An 18152-nucleotide genomic window follows, 5' to 3' on the forward strand; every position below is an offset into this window, starting at 1 on the left:
CGGCCGGTTCCTGGAACCGGCCGGGCGCCTCACTGTCTACGCGGCTACGCCGACTTCTCGTGGCGTCCTTCGTTCTTGACGACCCGGGGCACCAGTGTCGGGTTGACGTTGTTGTGCACGACGTCCGCGGTGATGACCACGCGGGCCACGTCCTTGCGGGAGGGGACCTCGTACATCACCGACATCAGGACCTCTTCCATGATGGCCCGCAGGCCACGCGCGCCGGTGCCGCGCAGGATGGCCTGGTCGGCGATGGCCTCCAGGGCCGGCCGGTCGAAGTCCAGCTCCACGCCGTCGAGTTCGAACAGGCGCTGGTACTGCTTGACCAGCGCGTTGCGCGGCTCGACGAGGATCTTGAGCAGGGCCTCGCGGTCCAGGTTGTGCACCGAGGTGATGACCGGCAGACGGCCGATGAACTCGGGGATCATCCCGAACTTCACCAGGTCCTCCGGCATGACCTCGTGGAACTGGTCGCTGGCCTCGATCTCCCGCTTGGAGCGGATCGTGGCGCCGAAGCCGATGCCCTTGGCCCCGGCCCGGGACTCGATGATCTTCTCCAGTCCAGCGAAGGCGCCGCCCACGATGAACAGCACGTTCGTCGTGTCGATCTGGATGAACTCCTGGTGCGGGTGCTTGCGGCCGCCCTGCGGGGGCACCGACGCCGTGGTGCCCTCCAGGATCTTCAGCAGGGCCTGCTGCACGCCCTCGCCGGAGACGTCCCGGGTGATCGACGGGTTTTCGCTCTTCCGGGCGACCTTGTCGATCTCGTCGATGTAGATGATGCCCGTCTCGGCCTTCTTGACGTCGTAGTCAGCGGCCTGGATGAGCTTCAGCAGGATGTTCTCGACGTCCTCGCCGACGTACCCCGCCTCCGTGAGCGCCGTGGCGTCCGCGATGGCGAACGGTACGTTCAGCATGCGGGCCAGGGTCTGCGCCAGGAGCGTCTTGCCGGAGCCGGTGGGGCCCAGCAGCAGGATGTTGGACTTGGCGAGTTCGATCGCGTCGTCCCGGCCCTGCGCGCCGCCGTTCTCGCCGGCCTGGACGCGCTTGTAGTGGTTGTACACAGCGACCGAGAGGGCCTTCTTCGCGGGCTCCTGCCCGACGACGTAGCCCTCCAGGAACTCGTAGATCTCCCGCGGCTTGGGAAGTTCCTCCCACCGCACTTCGGAGGTCTCGGCGAGCTCCTCCTCGATGATCTCGTTACAGAGGTCGATGCACTCGTCGCAGATGTACACACCGGGGCCCGCGATGAGCTTCTTCACCTGCTTCTGGCTCTTTCCGCAGAACGAGCACTTGAGCAGGTCGCCGCCATCACCGATGCGTGCCACGAGGTGCTTCCCCTTCGCCTGGGAGCGGCTTGGTTCAGCCGGCTCCTGGTGCCTCATATCCGACGGTACCTTGCCGGGCCCCTCGTTCGGGCCCCCCTTGGCACGGTTCACGTGGACGTGCGCCACGGATGTGCCGTGCCAAGGGAAGGTCGAGCGCGTCAGGCTGCCGCCGCGGCCGTGCTCTTGCGGGTCGAGACGATCTGGTCGACCAGGCCGTACGCGAGGGCGTCCTCGGCGGTCAGGATCTTGTCGCGCTCGATGTCGTCGCGGATCTTCTCGATCGGCTGCGTGGAGTGCTTGGCCAGCATCTCCTCGAGCTGCGTACGCATCCGCAGGATCTCGTTGGCCGCGATCTCCAGGTCGGAGAGCTGCTCGCGGCCGGTTCCGCCGGACGGCTGGTGGATCAGCACCCGCGCGTTGGGCAGCGCCATCCGCTTGCCGGGCGTACCGGCGGCGAGCAGCACGGCCGCGGCGGAGGCCGCCTGGCCCATGCACACCGTCTGGATGTCCGGCTTCACGAACTGCATCGTGTCGTAGATGGCGGTCAGCGCGGTGAACGAGCCACCGGGGCTGTTGATGTAGATGGAGATGTCACGGTCCGGGTCCATCGACTCCAGGCACAGCAGCTGCGCCATGACGTCGTTGGCGGACGCGTCGTCGATCTGCACGCCGAGGAAGATCACGCGCTCCTCGAAGAGCTTCGCGTACGGGTCGTACTCACGCACGCCCTGCGAGGTGCGCTCGACGAAGCGCGGGACGACGTACCGGTTGTCCACCTGCGGGCCGGTGTAGAGGCCGCTCGCGGAGAAGTTGCTCATGGGGTGTTCACCATCCTGGTGGCGTTCGGCGGGCTGGGCGCGGGCTGGGGGTCGGTACGGCTCAGGCGCCGGTACCGCCACCGCCCGGGACGCCCGCGGCGGCGGACATGATGTCGTCGATCAGGCCGTACTCCTTGGCCTCCTCCGCGGTGAACCAGCGGTCGCGGTCACCGTCGCGGATGATCGTCTCCACGGTCTGCCCGGAGTGGCGCGCGGTGATCTCCGCCATGCGCTTCTTGGTACGGAGAAGGTACTCGGCCTGGATCTTGATGTCCGAGGCGGTACCGCCGATGCCGGCGGAACCCTGGTGCATCAGGATGTCGGTGTTCGGCAGCGCGAAGCGCTTGCCGGTGGCACCGCCGGTGAGCAGGAACTGGCCCATGGAGGCGGCCATGCCCATACCGATGGTGACGACGTCGTTGGGGATGTACTGCATGGTGTCGTAGATGGCCATGCCGGCCGTCACCGAGCCACCGGGGCTGTTGATGTAGAGGTAGATGTCCTTGTCCGGGTCGGCGGCCAGGAGGAGCATCTGCGAAGTGATCTTGTTGGCGATCTCGTCGTCGACCTGCTGGCCGAGGAAGATGATGCGCTCGCCGAGCAGCCGGTTGTAGACATGGTCGCCGAGGCCACCACCGATGGACGGCTCACCCGCGGCGTAAGGCATCAGATTCGTCACGTATCCACCTGCTCGTCTCTGACGGCTCCGGCCGTCTCAGCGTCTCTCGTACTGGGGGCGGGTACTCCCCTGCCCTCGTATTCATGGACCCTAACGCGCTGGTAGGCGGGCGCCATCCCGCTTCCCGAACTGTTCGCTGGGAGCGCAAGGTACAGGGGTCGGTGAGTACGACGGCGGGCTCCGGCGCGTGGTGCGTCCGGAGCCCGCCGCGGGGATCAGGAAGGGGTCGGCACGAGGGCTCAGGCCTCGGGCTTGTCCTCGGCCTTCTCGTCGGCCGCCGGGGCGTCCTCGGAGGTGGCCTCGACCGTCTCGGCGGTCTCGTCCTCGTCGTTCAGGTCGACCGGCTCGCCGTTGGTGTCGACCACCTTGGCGGCCTCCACGACCAGCGCCAGGGCCTTGCCGCGGGCGACCTCGCCGACCAGCATCGGGACCTGGCCGCCCTCGACGACGGCCTGGGCGAACTGGTCCGGGCTCATGCCGGAGGAGGCCGCACGGCGCATGAGGTGCTCGGTGAGCTCCTCCTGGTTGACGTTCAGCTTCTCCTTGTTGACCAGCTCGTCCAGGATGAACTGGGTCTTGATGCCCTTGACCGCCTGGTCCTTGGTCTCGGCGTCGAACTCCTCGACCGTCTTGCCCTGGAGCTCCAGGTACTTCTCGACGCTCAGGCCCATCTGGCCGAGCTGGTGGTGCTCCAGGTTGTGCTTGCGGGTGTTGACCTCGTCCTCGAGGAGCTTCTCGGGGATCGGCACCTCGGCCAGCTTCAGCAGCTCGTCCAGGACGCGCTCCTGGGCCTGGGTGGCCTGGTCGTACTGCTTCATGTTCTCGAGGCGCTTGCGGCTGTCCGCCTTCAGCTCCTCGAGGGTGTCGAACTCGGACGCCATCTGGGCGAAGTCGTCGTCGAGCTCGGGCAGCTCACGGGACGAGACGGCGGTGACCTTGACGGTGACCTCGGCCTCCTTGCCCTCGGCGGAGCCGCCCTTCAGCACGGAGGTGAAGGTGGCCTCGCCGCCGGCCTCCAGGCCGGTGACGGCCTCGTCGATGCCCTCCAGGAGCTCGCCGGAGCCGATGGTGTACTGGACACCGCTGGCCACGCCGTCGGGGAGGACCTCGCCGTCGACCTTGGCCTCCAGGTCGACCGTCACGACGTCGCCCTCGGCGGCGGCGCGCTCGACCGGGTTGGTGGAGGCGAAGCGCTCGCGCAGCTGCTCCACGGACTTCTCGACGTCCTCGTCGCTGACCTCGACCGCGTCCACGGTGACCTCGATGCCGGAGTAGTCCGGGATCTCGATGGCCGGGCGGATGTCGACCTCGGCGGTGAAGGCCAGCAGCTCGCCGTCCTTCAGCTCGGTGATGTCGACCTCGGGCTGACCCAGCGGGTTGACGTCGGCCTCGTTGACCGCCTCGGTGTAGAACTTCGGGAGGGCGTCGTTGACGGCCTCCTCCAGCACCGCACCGCGGCCGAACCGCTGGTCGATGACACGAGCCGGGATCTTGCCCTTGCGGAAGCCCTTGACCGTGACCTGCTGGTTGATCTTCTTGTACGCCGCGTCGAGGCTGTCCTTGAGCTCCTCGAAGGGCACCTCGACAGTGAGCCGAACCCGGGTCGGGTTCAGGGTCTCCACGGCGCTCTTCACGGTTCGGTCTCCTTGGTGGCTGATTCTTGGTTTCCGCTGGTCCGCTTGGTCGGCGGCCCAGCCGATCGGCCCGGTCAGAGAGACACACGGGCACACAGCTTGCATAGTAACCGCAAGCGGGATGACGCCCACAATGTGATCATGGTTTGCGCGGAGGAGAGAGCGCAGGATGGTCGGGGTGGCGGGATTTGAACCCACGGCCTTCCGCTCCCAAAGCGGACGCGCTACCAAGCTGCGCCACACCCCGTCGGTGCGACACGTAGGGTACATGCCCGCGGCGCCGCGTCGGCACCTCTGCGGGGTGTGCGGGGAGCGGGCCCGACCCGCTACGATGCTGTCCGTACCGCGGTCCGCGTGACTCGCGGTGCGCCGCTTGCGGGCGTAGCTCAATGGTAGAGCCCTAGTCTTCCAAACTAGCTACGCGGGTTCGATTCCCGTCGCCCGCTCCACGACGTCCGGCCCGGCTCGGTGATCTCCTCACCGAGCCGGGCCGGACGCGTTTCACCGGCGCCCCGGCGGCGCTAGAAGTTGATCTGGTTGATGGTGTCCGCTATCGAGTCCAGGAAGCGCCTGATCGGCGGGGCCATGCCCGAGGACGCCAGGAAGAACCCGAACAGTACGGCGACGATCGCGGGACCGGCCTTCAGGGAGCCGCCGCGCATCAACACCACCAGGATGATCGCCAACAGCAGCACCACGGACAGTGAAATGGCCACACTGATCACACCCTCGGTCGGTCCGCCTTGCCGGCCGGGGGTCCACGGCCCACCGTGCCCCCCACTCGTCCCATCGTGCCACCAACACCCCTGCCGGTGCTGGCCGCTGACACATCGTGGACGTACGCATCACACCGACTGTGTGCCCCGTCCGGGCGGCCGGAACCCGAATGGCGGAGCACGGACGGTGAATTCACCGCGCCCCGCAAGCCGTGCGCACCGGTCGGCCACCGGAAGTCCACCGCCCGTCGGGCGGTAATTCACCGGCGCGCCACCGCCGGGAATGCCGCAACGATATGCCCCATTAGATACGCATCAATCCGGGCATATCGCACAGTCTCCGGCTCTGGCGGACGGAAATGGGCGGTGCCCCGATGAGGTTTCACAGAATTGCCGGAGCGCCACTAGGGTCCCTCGAATGCTCCAGGCTCCCCAGGGAAATCCGCAGGCCCCGATCACCCCGACGGCCCAGGCCGCCGGGAGACCCGCCGCGCGGGCCGCCGGACGGGACGCGTACTTCGACAACGCCAAGTACCTGGCGATCGTGCTCGTCGCCGTGGCGCACGCGTGGGAGCCGGTCATGCACGGCAGCCGGGCCGCCAGAGCGCTCTACATGTTCGTCTACACCTTCCACATGCCGGCCTTCATCGTCATATCCGGCTACTTCTCGCGGGGTTTCACCGGCCGCCCCGACCAGCTCAAACGGCTGGTGACCGGGCTCGCCGTGCCGTACGTCGCCTTCGAGGCGGCCTACACGCTCTACAAGCGGTGGGCCGACGCGGCTCATCCCACGTACCCCTTCAGCCTCACCGATCCTCTCTATCTGACCTGGTTCCTGGTGGCCCTGTTCATCTGGCGGCTGTCCACGCCGCTGTGGCGCACCCTGCGGTATCCGCTGCCGGCCGCCCTGGTCCTCGCCGCCCTGGCCTCGCTCACCCCGGGCATCGGCCAGGACCTGGACCTTCAGCGGGTGCTGCAGTTCCTGCCGTTCTTCGTCCTCGGACTGGCCCTGCGGCCCGAGCACTTCGCGCTGGTGCGGCGGCCGGAGGTACGGCGGTGGGCGGGGCCGGTCCTGCTGGCCGCCGCCGGGGTCACGTACTGGGTGGCGCCCGGGATCAGGATGAGCTGGTTCTACCGCAGCACCAGCGCCGAGGAACTGGGCGCGCCCTGGTGGGCCGGGCCCGTGATGACGTTCGCGCTGTTCGGCTGCGGCCTGGTGCTGACGGCCGCCTTCCTGGCCCTGGTGCCCGGGCGCCGGACCTGGTTCACCACGCTGGGCGCCGGCACCATCTGCGGCTACCTGCTGCACGGGTTCCTGGTGAAGGCGATGGACTACTGGGGGCTGGTCGCCGCGTACGGCTGGCTCACCTCGCCGCTGGGGCTGATCGCCGTGACGGCGCTGGCCGCCGGCGCGGTGACGCTGCTGTGCACGCCGCCGGTGCGACGGGCGCTGCGGTGCGTGACGGAACCGCGGCTGGAGTGGGCGTTCCGGCGGGACGGCGCACCCGGCGAGGGGCGGGGCCTCAGCCGTCGGTGAGCCCGAGCAGGGAGCGTACTCGCGCGTACTTGGCGGTCAGCCGCAGCCGGGTCGCCTCGTCCAGGACGGCGAGCCGGTCCGGGTCCGCGTTGTGCGCGAGGTCCGCCTCCTTGACCAGGCGGGCGCCGGGCACCGCCAGGACGCGGGCGGTGTACGCGGGGAGGTCCTCGCCGGGGCGCCTGGTGAGCGCCAGCACCATGTCCTTGACCGGCCGCGGAAGAGGGGCCTCGGCCAGCCAGCGGGCCGTCAGCGCGTCGTCCTCGACCGCGTCGTGCAGCCAGGCGGCGGCGATCTGCTCCTCGCTGCCGCCCCGCGCCCGCACCCCGTCGGCGACCGCCCGCAGGTGCTCCTCGTAGGGGCGGCCCGCCTTGTCGGTCCGGCCCCGGTGGGCCCGGCGGGCGATGGTCTCGACCTCGGCGAGGGAGAGGTACGGCACGGCGGCTCCTACGCGTCGCGGGTGATCAGCAGCAGGGCGCGGTCGTCGTTCACGTCCTTGGCGCACGCCTCGATCAGGTGCCAGGCCGCGCCCTGGAAACCCGACGCCACATAGCGGTCGGCCTCGCCGGTCAGCCGGTCGATGCCCTCCGCGATGTCCCGGTCCGCCGCCTCGACCAGGCCGTCCGTGAAGAGCATCAGCACGTCACCGGGGCGCAGCGCGCCCTTGACCGGGTGGAACTCGGCACGGTCGTACACGCCGAGCAGGGGGCCGTCGGCGGCCTTCTCCTCCCAGCGGCCGCTGCCCGCGTGCAGTTGCAGGGCCGGCAGGTGTCCCGCCGACAGCAGTTCGTAGTCGCCCGAGTCCAGGTCGAGGACGAGGTGGATGGAGGTGGCGAAGCCCTCGTCCCAGTCCTGGCGCAGCAGGTAGCCGTTGGCGGCCGGGAGGAATCCGTGCGGCGGCAACGAGCCCAGCAGCCCGCCGAACGCGCCCGACAGCAGCAGGGCGCGCGAGCCGGCGTCCATGCCCTTGCCGGAGACATCGGTCAGGACGACCTCAAGGGTGCGGCCGCCGTGGGTGCGGGCGGCCACCACGAAGTCGCCGGAGAAGGACTGGCCGCCGGCCGGCCGCAGCGCCATCTCGTGGTGCCAGCCCTGCGGGAGCGGGGGCAGGGCGCTCTGCACCCGGATGCGTTCGCGCAGGTCGAAGAGCATGGTGCCGCCGCGCCGCCAGGGCACCCCGACGCGTGCCCGGAACTGCGCTATCAGCAGGCCGAACAGCCCGCACGCGGCGACCACCAGGACCGTGCCCGGGGTGACCCGGGCCGCTCCCCCGGTGTACGGACCGAGGGCGACGGACTCGACGATCAGCGCGGCGGCCGCCGCGGCGTACAGACCCAGCAGGCTGGCCGGGCGCAGCAGCAGGCCGCCGGCCACGATCGGCAGGACGAGGGCCGCCGGGGCGCACCACACGGGGGCTGCGATCGTGCAGAGGGTGATCGCCGGGACGGTGAGCATCAGGCCCACCAGGGCCACCCAGTCGGAGCCGTCGCCGCGGAAGTAGTCCACCGCGGATTTGCGCAGCACGGTGCGGGCCCGGTGCATCGCCTTGCGCATCCGGGCCGTGTACGCGTCCACTCGGGCGTTGGGGGCCATTGGCCTGGACCCTATCCACCCCGTCCGGCCGCGTGCAGGGGGACCCCTATGACAATGCGTTCGAAATTGGGTCGCGACGGGCGCGCTCCCTTGCTAGGCATGGCATATGACAACAGAGCTGCGGGTGCTGCGCCAGGCCGAGTGGGACCGCTGGTACGGACAGTTGGAACTCGCGTTCGGCGGCGTGGCGGAGACCCCCGAGGAGCGCGAGCTGTGGGAGGCCCTCACCGAGTACGAGCGCTCGATCGGCGTGTGGGACGGGCAGACCTGCGTCGGCACGGCCGGGGCGTTCTCGTTCCGGCTGTCGGTGCCGGGCGGGGCGCTGGTACCGGCGGCGGGCGTGACGATGGTGAGCGTGGCGCCGACGCACCGCCGGCGCTCCATCCTGACCTCGATGATGCGGCGCCAGCTGGACGACGTACGGGCATGGGGTGAGCCGCTCGCCGTGCTGACGGCGTCGGAGCCGGGGATCTACGGGCGGTTCGGGTACGGCATCGCGACGCAGCAGTTGCGCGCGGAGATCGACACGTCTCGGGTACGGCTGTCCGTACCCGAGGGGACGGATGACGTAGGGCTGCGGCTGGTCCCGCCCGCCGAGGCCGGCGAGGCGTGCGAGGCGGTCTACGCGCGGCTGGTCCCGGGGCGGCCCGGGATGCCGGCGCGGCGGCCCGGCTGGGAGCGGCTGCCGCTGCTGGACCCGCCGGCCGGCCGCGAGGGTGCCTCACCGCTGAGTTGCGTCCTGGCCGAGCGGGACGGCGAGACCGTCGGCTACGCGCTGTACAGCACCCGGCCGGAGTGGGACGCGGCCGGGCCGAAGGGGACGGTGAACCTCCAGCACCTGGGCGCGCTGGACCCGGCGGCGGACGCGGCGCTGTGGCGCTTCCTGTTCGGCATCGACCTGATGTCGACGGTGAAGGTCACCAACCGGCCGGTGGACGACGCCTGGCAGCACCTGGTCTCCGACCTCCGGCGCTGCCGACCGAGCCTGCGCGACGGGCTGCACGTGCGGCTGGTCGAGCTGGGCGCCGCGCTGGAGGCGCGCACGTACCAGACGCCGGTGGACGTGGTCCTGGACGTGGAGGACGCCTTCTGCCCGTGGAACACCGGGCGCTGGCGGCTGACCGGGGACCCGAAGGGGGCGGCCTGCTCCCGGACGCAGGACGCCGCGGACGTCGCACTCTCGGTACGGGAGTTGGGCGCGGCGTATCTCGGCGGGGTGTCGCTGGAGTCGCTGGCGCGCGCCGGGCGGGTGCGGGAGCTGCGGCGGGGGGCGCTGGCGGAGCTGTCCCTGGCCTTCGGCTCGCCGGTGGCCCCCTGGCTGCCGCACGGCTTCTAGCCGGCACGGCCCGGCGCCGCCGCCGGGCCGGCCGCGCCCGGCGGAGCCGCTACGCCCGCTGGCAGGCCGGGCACCAGAAGAGGTTGCGGGCGGCGAGCTCGGCGGTGCGGATCTCGCCGCCGCAGACGTGGCACTCCCGGCGCGCCCGGCGGTAGACGTACACCTCGCCGCCGTGGTCGTCCACGCGCGGTGGGCGGCCCATCGCCTCGGGGGTGTGCTCGGGGCGGACGGTGTCGATGCGGTTGTTGCGCACGCCCTCGCGCATCAGCTCCACCAGGTCGGCCCAGACGGCCGTCCACTCCGCCTGGGTGAGGTCCTTGCCGGGGCGGTACGGGTCGATGCCGTGCCGGAAGAGCACCTCGGCGCGGTAGACGTTGCCGACGCCCGCGATGACCTTCTGGTCCATGAGCAGCGCGGCGACGGTGGTGCGGGAGCGGGAGATCCGGAGCCACGCCTTGCCGGGGTCGTCGCCGGGCCTGAGCGGGTCGGGGCCGAGGCGGTCGTGTATGGCCCGCTTCTCCGGCTCGGTGATCAGGGCGCAGGTGGTGGGTCCGCGCAGGTCCGCGTAGTGCTCGGGGTTGCGCAGCCGCAGTCGCACGGTGTCCGTGGGCGGCGGGGCGGGGGCCGCGCCGAAGCCGAGCTTGCCGAACAGGCCGAGGTGGACGTGGACCCAGCCGGCGTCGCCGAACCCGAGGAACAGGTGCTTGCCGTGGGCGTCCACGGCCTCCAGGACACGGCCGTCGAGGAGGGCGGCGCTGTCGGAGAACTTGCCCTGGGGGCTGGTGACACGGGCCTCGCGGCCGCCGAAGCGGCTGAGGTGTTCCTCGGCGAGGCGGTGGATCGTATGCCCCTCGGGCATCTGCGGTCCTCCTGCGGGTGCGTGGTGCGATGGGGCCGCCCGGCCACCCCGTGTCCCCGGTCCGGAACCGGCCCCCCGCAGGGGGCGCGGCGCCGGGAGGCCGGGCGCGGCGACGCCGGCGGCCACCGGCGGACCCGGCCGGCGAACGGGCGGCACGGCCGATCCCCTCCGGCCCGGGTCGGGCGGCGCGCCGGCCGGTACCGGACCCGGCCAGGGGGTCGGCCCCCGGGGCGCGTCCGGCACCGCCGGCGCGCGAGGTCACGCGCCGGCGCCCCCGAGGTGGGTGGGCGCCGCCGCGGCTCGCCCGGGGGCGGAGTCAGTCCTGCTGGGGGTGGTGGGCCGGGATCGGGGGGAGGTCGCCGGTGGTCTCGTAGGCCGACAGCATCTCGATGCGGCGCGTGTGGCGCTCCTCGCCCGAGTACGGAGTGGCGAGGAAGATCTCCACGAACTTGGTCGACTCCTCCAGCGAGTGCATGCGCCCGCCGATCGCGACGACGTTCGCGTTGTTGTGCTCACGGCCCAGCGCGGCGGTCTGCTCGCTCCAGGCCAGGGCCGCACGGACGCCCTTGACCTTGTTCGCGGCGATCTGCTCACCGTTGCCGGAGCCGCCGATCACGATGCCGAGGCTGTCCGGGTCGGCGGCGGTCCGCTCAGCGGCGCGCAGGCAGAACGGCGGGTAGTCGTCCTGGGCGTCGTAGACGTGGGGTCCGCAGTCGACGGGCTCATGGCCGTGGGCCTTGAGCCACTCGACGAGGTGGTTCTTGAGTTCGTAGCCGGCATGGTCCGAGCCGAGGTACACGCGCATGGGTCCGAGTGTGGCACGCGGGCGGCCGGGTAGCGGTCATCGGGGTCGGGTCCCCGGTCGCCGCATCACGATCCGGAATCGGGGGTTTCGGCCCGTGCGGGTCTCGGGTTTCAATGCACGGGCTCGTAACCCGAGTGCCCCAAAGACGTAAGGAATCGTCCATGACCTCGCAGCCGACCCTTGCGAAGGAAGGCGGAACCGCCGAAACCCCCGGCATTCCGCAAGACTCCGCCGGTCTCAAGGCCGGGCTCAAGAACCGCCATCTGTCCATGATCGCCATCGGTGGCGTGATCGGCGCCGGGCTCTTCGTCGGGTCCGGTGCCGGTATCGCCGCCGCCGGGCCGGCCATCCTCCTCTCATACGCCCTCGTCGGCGTGATGGTCGTCTTCGTGATGCGGATGCTCGGCGAGATGGCCGCCGCCCGGCCCGCCTCCGGCTCCTTCTCCGCCTACGCGGACCAGGCGCTGGGCCGCTGGGCCGGCTTCTCCATCGGCTGGCTCTACTGGTTCTTCTGGGTCGTCGTGCTGGCCGTCGAGGCGACCGCCGGCGCGCAGATCCTGGAGCACTGGATACCCGCGGTGCCGCAGTGGGCGTGGGCGCTGATCGTGATGGTCGTGCTGACCGCGACCAACCTGGCGTCGGTGTCCTCGTACGGAGAGTTCGAGTTCTGGTTCGCGGGCATCAAGGTCGTGGCGATCGCCGCGTTCGTGGCGGTCGGTCTGCTCGCCGTCTTCGGCGTGCTGCCCGGCTCGAAGAACCCGGGGGCCGGGTTCGCGCACCTGACGGACACCGGCGGCTTCTTCCCGATGGGTGTGGGAGCGGTCCTGACCGGTGTGCTGATGGTCGTCTTCTCGTTCATGGGCAGCGAGATCGTCACCCTGGCGGCCGGCGAGTCGGAGGACCCGCAGCGCGCGGTCACCAAGGCGACGAACAGCGTGATCTGGCGTATCGCCGTCTTCTACCTCGGCTCGATCTTCGTCGTCCTGACGCTGCTGCCGTGGGACGACGAGTCGATCGTCAAGCAGGGCTCGTACGTCGCGGCGCTGAACTCCATCGGTATCCCCAACGCGGGCACGATCATGGAGGTCATCGTGCTGACCGCAGTCCTGTCCTGCCTGAACTCGGGCCTGTACACGGCCTCGCGGATGGCGTTCTCGCTCGGCCAGCGCGGTGACGCGCCGGCGGCGTTCGCCCGGACCAACGCGCGCGGTGTGCCCACGGCGGCGATCCTCGCCTCGGTGCTCTTCGGTTTCGTGGCCGTCTTCTTCAACTACAAGTGGCCCGACACCGTGTTCGCCTTCCTGCTGAACTCCTCGGGCGCGGTCGCCCTGTTCGTGTGGCTGGTCATCTGCTGCACGCAGCTGCGGATGCGCGGGATCATCCTGCGGGAGTCGCCGGAGAAGCTCGTCGTGAGGATGTGGCTCTTCCCGTACCTGACGTGGACGACGATCGCCATGATCACCGGCGTCCTGGCGTACATGCTGTACAAGGGCGGTGACGCCCGCGAGCAGGTGGTGCTGTCGCTGCTGGTGGCCGCCGTGGTCGTGGCGATCGCGGTGGTGCGCGAGCTGCGCCGGAAGAGGGCGGTGCCGGCCGGGTAGCCGGACACCGAAGGACCCGCTTCGCCGGAGAGCGAGAAGAGGCTCGCCGGGTCATGGACCGACATGACCCGGCGAGCCTCTTGGCGTGGAGCGGCGGCGTGGAGCGGCGGCGTTCCGGCGCGGTGCGCCAACGGCGGTGCGGTACCGCGCCGGAGCGGTGAGCCGTCCGCTCAGCCCTTGCGGCCGACGAGCTTCCAGGCCGCGGGCAGCGCGCCCATCGCGAGCGCCGCCTTGAGCGCGTCACCGATCAGGAAGGGCGTCAGGCCCGCCGCGACGGCCTGCGGCAGCGACATGCCGGTGGCCAGCGCCAGGTAGGGGACGCCCACGGCGTAGATGATCAGCGATCCGGCCGCCATCGCGCCCGCCGTGCGCAGGACCGAGCGGTCCGCGCCGCGCCGGGCGAGGGCGCCGACGACGGTGGCGGCGAGCAGCATGCCGAGTATGTAGCCGAAGGACGGCATCGCGTAGCCGGAGGACGCCTGGGCGAACCACGGCATCCCGGCCATGCCGACCAGCGTGTACAGCGCGAGGGAGAGGAAACCGCGCCGGGCGCCGAGCGCGGTGCCGACGAGCAGCGCGGCGAAGGTCTGGCCGGAGACGGGGACCGGGGAGCCGGGGACCGGCACGGCGATCTGGGCGGCGATTCCGGTGAGCGCGGCGCCGCCGACCACGAGCGCGATGTCGCGGGTGCGGCTGGCGGGGAGCAGGTCGGCCAGGACCACTCCGGTACGGGCGGGGGCGGCAGCAGTGCTCATCGGGACTCCGGCGGGGGTGTGGGCGGTTCGGGACAGGCTGACCGTAGCCCACGGGTGAACGGGCGCTCACCGTCGGTCGAGCACAAAGCGGCGGTGGCGGCTTTGGTGGTGTTCGGACAAAGGGCGGCCCGTACACCTCGTACCGCGTGATACTCGTCACGAGCCTCACCGGGAAAGTGGTCCCTTTTGCGCCAGGAGCCGGTCAGCGGGGAGACTGTGGGGTCCTTCCAAATCCCCTGAGAGTGCGAGCGCCATGCACGATGCCCCGCCGACCCCTCCGGCGTCCCTGGCCCCGGAGCCCGAGCCCCTGTCGCACGGGCTGAAGCAGCGCCATCTGACGATGCTCGGGCTGGGCGGGGTGATCGGCGCCGGGCTGTTCGTCGGCTCGGGCGCGGGGATCGCGGTCGCCGGGCCCGGCATCGTCCTGTCGTACGTGATCGCGGGCACCCTGGCGATGCTGATCATGCGGATGCTCGGTGAGATGTCGTCGGCGATGCCCGCGTCGGGCGCCTTCTCGGTGCACGCCGAGCGGGCGCTGGGCCGCTGGGCGGGGTTCTCCGTCGGCTGGCTGTACTGGTTCCTGCTGGTGGTCGTGCTCGCGGTGGAGGCGACGGGCGCGGCGGGGATCGCCCACGGCTGGGCTCCGGCCGTGCCGCAGTGGGCGTGGGTGCTGGTCTTCATGGTGGTGTTCACCGCGACGAACCTGGCGGCGGTGAAGAACTTCGGCGAGTTCGAGTTCTGGTTCGCCGCGCTCAAGGTCGGCGCGATCGTCCTCTTCCTCCTGCTGGGCGTGCTGGCGATCGCCGGGTGGCTGCCGGACACCTCCCCGGTGGGGATGGCCAACCTGACCGGGCAGGGCGGGTTCCTGCCGGCCGGCTGGGGCGGGGTGGTCTCCGGGGTGCTCGCGGTGGTCTTCGCCTTCGGCGGTCTGGAGGTCGTGACGATCGCCGCCGCCGAGTCGCGGGACCCGGCCCGCAATGTGGCGCGCGCGGTGCGCAGTGCCGTGTGGCGCATCCTCCTCTTCTACGTCGGGTCGATGCTGGTCATCGTGACGCTGCTGCCGTGGACGGCGATGCGGCCGGGGCTGAGCCCGTACGTGGCCGTGCTGGACTCGATCGGGGTGCCCTCGGCCGGCCAGATCATGAACATCGTCGTCTTCGTGGCCCTGCTGTCGGCGCTCAACGCCAATCTGTACGGGTCGTCGCGGATGGTCTTCTCGCTGGCCGAGCGGGGTGAGGCGCCCAAGGGACTGCTGAGGGTGTCGGGCGGCGGGGTGCCGCGCCGGGCGGTGCTGGCTTCGGTGGCCTTCGGCTTCGTCTCGGTACTGCTCAATCTGCGGTGGCCGGACACCGTGTTCCTCTACATGCTGAACGCGGTGGGCGCGGTGCTGCTGTTCGTGTGGAGCCTGATCGCGCTGTCGCAGCTTCGGCTGCGGCGCCGGATCGAGCGGGAGGCGCCCGAGCTGCTGACCCTGCGGATGTGGGGGTACCCCTGGCTGACGTGGGCGGCGCTGGCCGCGATGGCGGCCGTGCTGGTGCTGATGCTGACCGACGAGGGGACGCGGCCGCAGGTGCTGTGGTCGGGTGCGGCGACGGCCGCGGTGCTGGTGGTGGCGGGGGTGCGGGAGCTGCGGGCGCGACGCCGGATGTGATGAATCGGTGTGCGGATCTTCACATTGTGTGAGCACGGTGTCCGTATAGCGGTCGGTTGTTCCCTGTAACCGGTGCACGCCCACAGACTGTGGGCCGCACCCCCCGTCTCAGCTACTGAACAGGGCAGGCCCATGTCTCGGTCCCCCGCGCCCGCACCCGCCGAGTCGGTCCCCGTCGACACCCCGACGCCGACCGCCGACGCGCCGCTCTCGCACGGGCTCAAGCAGCGCCATCTGTCGATGATCGCCCTCGGTGGTGTCATCGGCGCCGGGCTGTTCGTCGGTTCCGGCACCGCCATCGCCGCCGCCGGCCCGTCGATCATTCTCGCGTACGCGGTCTCCGGCGCCCTCGTCATGCTCGTGATGCGCATGCTGGGCGAGATGGCCGCCGCCAATCCGGCCTCCGGCTCCTTCTCGGTGCACGCCGAGCGGGCCATCGGTCCGTGGGCGGGCTTCACCGCCGGCTGGTCGTTCTGGTTCCTGCTGTGCGTGGCCGTCGGCCTGGAGGGCATGGGCGCCGCCGCGATCATGACGGGCTGGTTCCCCGGCACCCCGGCGTGGGCCTGGGTCGCCGTCTTCATGGTGCTGTTCTGCGTCACCAACCTGGCGGCGGTGAAGAACTTCGGCGAGTTCGAGTTCTGGTTCGCCGCGCTGAAGGTCGGCGCGATCGTCCTCTTCCTGGGCATCGGCGTGCTGGCCATCCTGGGCGTCCTGCCCGGCACGGACTCCCCCGGCGCGACCAACCTCACCGGCCACGGCGGGTTCATGCCCAACGGTGCCGAGGGGCTGATCGTCGGTCTGCTCGCCTCCGTCTTCGCGTACGGCGGCCTGGAGACGGTCACCATCGCCGCCGCCGAGTCCGAGCACCCGGTGCAGGGCGTCGCCAAGGCCGTGCGCACGGCCATGTGGCGGATCGCGATCTTCTACGTCGGTTCGATGGCCGTCGTCGTGACCCTGCTCCCCTGGACCCACGAGTCGGTCGCCGAGAAGGGCCCGTACGTCGCCACGCTGGAGTTCCTGGAGATCCCGGCCGCCGGGCAGATCATGAACGTGGTCGTGCTGATCGCCCTGCTCTCGGCGATGAACGCGAACATCTACGGCGCCTCGCGCATGGCCTGCTCGCTGGTGGCGCGCGGGCAGGGTCCCAGGACGCTCGGCAAGGTCTCCAACGGGGTGCCCAGGATCGCCGTGCTGACGTCCTCGGTGTTCGGCTTCGTCTGCGTGCTGCTGAGCTACTGGCGCCCGGACGACCTCTTCATGTGGCTGCTCAACATGATCGGCGCGATCATCCTGGTGGTGTGGTTCTTCATCGCCGTCTCCCAGCTCCTGCTGCGCCGCAGGCTGGAGCGGGAGGCACCGGAGAAGCTGGTCGTGCGGATGTGGGCCTACCCGTACCTGACCTACGTGGCGCTGGCCGGCATGGCCGCCATCTTCGTGCTGATGGCGCGCGAGGAGGGGACCCTCAAGCAGCTCTACTTCACCGGCGGCCTGACGCTGGCGCTCGCGGTGACCGGCTACCTGCGCCAGCGGATCGCCGCGCGCAAGGCGCCCGAGGCCGCCTGACGACCGGCGGGCGGGAACGGCCATCCGGGGGAAGGGCCCCGGCGCGTCGCGCGCCGGGGCCCTTCCCCGTGCGGTACGGGAGGTGAAAACCGCCCGCACACGTCGTGAAGTCGCCCGGGCGCGGCCCTACCCTGCGCCTACCGTCCGGGCTCATGAGACGTCGCTCGGTACTCCTCGCGGCGGGCGCGACCGCCGCCACCGTGTCCGCACCCCCCGCCCGGGCGAACGCCCCCGGCGCCCGCCCCCTGGTGATCGGCCACCGGGGCGCCGCCGGCTGGCGCCCCGAACACACCGCCGCCTCCTACACGTACGCGGTGCAGACCGGCGCCGACTGGATCGAGCCCGATCTCGTCGCGACCGCCGACCACCACCTCGTGGCGCGTCACGAGAACGAGATCTCGGGCACCACCGATGTGGCGCGGCGTCCGGAGTTCGCCGGCCGCCGCACCAGCAGGACGGTCGACGGCCGCACCGTCACCGGCTGGTTCACCGAGGACTTCACACTCGCCGAGCTCAAGACCCTGTGGGCGGTGGAGCGCCTGCCGCTGGTGCGCGACCGCAACACGGTCCTCGACGGCCGCCAGCGGATCCTCACCTTCCCGGAGGTCGTCGCCCTGGCGCGGGAGCTGTCGCGCCGGTACGGCCGGCGGATCGCCGTCTTCCCCGAGACCAAGCACCCCGCCCACTTCCGCTCCATCGGCCTGCCCCTGGAACCGGTCCTGGCCGCGACCGTGCGGCGGACCCGGCTCGGGCCGCGCGACTGCGTCGTCCAGTCCTTCGACCCGGCCAGTCTCCTGAAGGTCGCGGAGGAGGGGCTGGGCCTGCCGCTGTGGCAGGCCCTGGGCACCAGCGGCGGCCCGTACGGGCACCCGGTCGGCTACCGGGACATGATGACGCCGGCCGGGCTGCGTGCCGTCGCCGAGTACGCCCGGTGGATCGGCCCCGACAAGTCGTCCCTGGCCCCGCCCTCGACGCTGCTGGCGGACGCCCACGCGGCGGGTCTGCGGGTCGGCGCGTACACCTTCCGGGCGGAGAACCAGTACCTCCCACCCGACCTGCGGCGAGGCAGCGACCCGTACGCCTTCGGGGACGCCCTGGCCGAGTACGCCCGGTACTACGCGTGGGGCGTGGACGCGGTGGTGACGGACTTCCCCGACCTGGCGGTCCTGGCGCGGGACGCGCGGACCTAGAGCGTGTCTCTTTGATGGGCTCATCAGTTGATCGGACATGCCTGTCCGATTAGTGATCACTGATGCGATGTGGGACCGGATCGAGCCGCT

16 protein-coding genes and 2 tRNA genes are annotated in these 18152 nt (G+C 71.1%); 7 read left to right on the forward strand and 11 right to left on the reverse strand.

All coding sequences use genetic code 11. The annotated features are described in order from the left end of the window. Positions 1 to 44: 44 nt before the first annotated feature. The 5 genes from clpX to AB0H53_RS28395 all read right to left on the reverse strand — a co-directional run bounded on the left by clpX (position 45) and on the right by AB0H53_RS28395 (position 4706). Positions 45 to 1328: an ATP-dependent Clp protease ATP-binding subunit ClpX gene (gene clpX / locus AB0H53_RS28375; protein WP_362119301.1), complete on the reverse strand. Its 1284-nt coding sequence runs from the start codon at positions 1326 to 1328 to the stop codon at positions 45 to 47. Positions 1329 to 1486: 158 nt separating this feature from the next. Beyond that, positions 1487 to 2146 carry an ATP-dependent Clp protease proteolytic subunit gene (locus tag AB0H53_RS28380; RefSeq protein ID WP_039946446.1) on the reverse strand — a complete coding sequence of 220 codons (660 nt, stop codon included), beginning with the start codon at positions 2144 to 2146 and terminating at the stop codon, positions 1487 to 1489. Between the two features lie 61 nt (positions 2147 to 2207). After that, positions 2208 to 2825, reverse strand: coding sequence for an ATP-dependent Clp protease proteolytic subunit (locus AB0H53_RS28385; RefSeq protein WP_362119304.1), 618 nt, complete (start codon positions 2823 to 2825; stop codon positions 2208 to 2210). Positions 2826 to 3064: 239 nt separating this feature from the next. Next, on the reverse strand, positions 3065 to 4459 hold the full coding sequence (tig, locus tag AB0H53_RS28390; RefSeq protein WP_362119307.1) for a trigger factor: 1395 nt from the start codon (positions 4457 to 4459) through the stop codon (positions 3065 to 3067). 170 nt (positions 4460 to 4629) lie between these two features. Next, positions 4630 to 4706, reverse strand: a tRNA-Pro gene (locus AB0H53_RS28395). A 128-nt stretch (positions 4707 to 4834) separates the two neighbouring features. Between AB0H53_RS28395 and AB0H53_RS28400 the strand changes: the two genes are divergently transcribed. After that, positions 4835 to 4908, forward strand: a tRNA-Gly gene (locus AB0H53_RS28400). A 72-nt stretch (positions 4909 to 4980) separates the two neighbouring features. Here AB0H53_RS28400 and AB0H53_RS28405 read toward each other — a convergent pair. After that, complete coding sequence (locus AB0H53_RS28405; RefSeq protein WP_362119310.1) at positions 4981 to 5175, reverse strand: hypothetical protein; 195 nt, start codon at positions 5173 to 5175, stop codon at positions 4981 to 4983. A gap of 418 nt (positions 5176 to 5593) precedes the next feature. Here AB0H53_RS28405 and AB0H53_RS28410 point away from each other — a divergent pair, with 418 nt between their 5' ends. Continuing rightward, entirely contained in the window at positions 5594 to 6712 is a 1119-nt protein-coding gene (locus tag AB0H53_RS28410; protein ID WP_362119313.1) for an acyltransferase family protein, read from the forward strand. Here AB0H53_RS28410 and AB0H53_RS28415 read toward each other — a convergent pair. Both AB0H53_RS28415 and AB0H53_RS28420 read right to left on the reverse strand, forming a co-directional pair. Further along, entirely contained in the window at positions 6699 to 7148 is a 450-nt protein-coding gene (locus AB0H53_RS28415) for an HD domain-containing protein (RefSeq protein ID WP_362119316.1), read from the reverse strand. The genes AB0H53_RS28410 and AB0H53_RS28415 overlap by 14 nt on opposite strands. A gap of 8 nt (positions 7149 to 7156) precedes the next feature. Further along, positions 7157 to 8302 (reverse strand): PP2C family protein-serine/threonine phosphatase, encoded by a 1146-nt coding sequence (locus AB0H53_RS28420; protein ID WP_362119319.1) that lies wholly within the window; start codon positions 8300 to 8302, stop codon positions 7157 to 7159. Between the two features lie 106 nt (positions 8303 to 8408). Between AB0H53_RS28420 and AB0H53_RS28425 the strand changes: the two genes are divergently transcribed. Continuing rightward, positions 8409 to 9638, forward strand: coding sequence for a GNAT family N-acetyltransferase (locus AB0H53_RS28425; protein WP_362119322.1), 1230 nt, complete (start codon positions 8409 to 8411; stop codon positions 9636 to 9638). Between the two features lie 49 nt (positions 9639 to 9687). Here AB0H53_RS28425 and AB0H53_RS28430 read toward each other — a convergent pair whose 3' ends face one another. Then, positions 9688 to 10497: a DNA-formamidopyrimidine glycosylase family protein gene (locus AB0H53_RS28430; protein ID WP_362119325.1), complete on the reverse strand. Its 810-nt coding sequence runs from the start codon at positions 10495 to 10497 to the stop codon at positions 9688 to 9690. Positions 10498 to 10813: 316 nt separating this feature from the next. Beyond that, positions 10814 to 11302 (reverse strand): ribose-5-phosphate isomerase, encoded by a 489-nt coding sequence (locus AB0H53_RS28435; protein ID WP_362119328.1) that lies wholly within the window; start codon positions 11300 to 11302, stop codon positions 10814 to 10816. A 161-nt stretch (positions 11303 to 11463) separates the two neighbouring features. On the opposite strand from AB0H53_RS28435, the gene AB0H53_RS28440 reads away from it, so the two are divergent. Continuing rightward, positions 11464 to 12903: an amino acid permease gene (locus tag AB0H53_RS28440; protein ID WP_362119331.1), complete on the forward strand. Its 1440-nt coding sequence runs from the start codon at positions 11464 to 11466 to the stop codon at positions 12901 to 12903. Between the two features lie 170 nt (positions 12904 to 13073). Here the strand turns inward: AB0H53_RS28440 and AB0H53_RS28445 are convergent, their stop codons facing one another. Further along, on the reverse strand, positions 13074 to 13658 hold the full coding sequence (locus AB0H53_RS28445; RefSeq protein ID WP_362119334.1) for a biotin transporter BioY: 585 nt from the start codon (positions 13656 to 13658) through the stop codon (positions 13074 to 13076). Positions 13659 to 13911: 253 nt separating this feature from the next. Between AB0H53_RS28445 and AB0H53_RS28450 the strand changes: the two genes are divergently transcribed. The 3 genes from AB0H53_RS28450 to AB0H53_RS28460 all read left to right on the forward strand — a co-directional run bounded on the left by AB0H53_RS28450 (position 13912) and on the right by AB0H53_RS28460 (position 18062). After that, positions 13912 to 15309, forward strand: a complete 1398-nt coding sequence (locus AB0H53_RS28450; RefSeq protein WP_362119337.1) for an amino acid permease — start codon at positions 13912 to 13914, stop codon at positions 15307 to 15309. A 132-nt stretch (positions 15310 to 15441) separates the two neighbouring features. Beyond that, on the forward strand, positions 15442 to 16872 hold the full coding sequence (locus AB0H53_RS28455; protein ID WP_362119340.1) for an amino acid permease: 1431 nt from the start codon (positions 15442 to 15444) through the stop codon (positions 16870 to 16872). A gap of 152 nt (positions 16873 to 17024) precedes the next feature. Beyond that, the gene (locus tag AB0H53_RS28460) at positions 17025 to 18062 is read left to right on the forward strand and encodes a glycerophosphodiester phosphodiesterase family protein (protein WP_362119343.1); all 1038 of its coding nucleotides are present in this window, start codon (positions 17025 to 17027) and stop codon (positions 18060 to 18062) included. Positions 18063 to 18152: the final 90 nt, after the last annotated feature.

The sequence above is a fragment of the Streptomyces sp. NPDC050856 genome (assembly GCF_040653855.1).
In the GTDB taxonomy this organism is placed as follows: domain Bacteria; phylum Actinomycetota; class Actinomycetes; order Streptomycetales; family Streptomycetaceae; genus Streptomyces.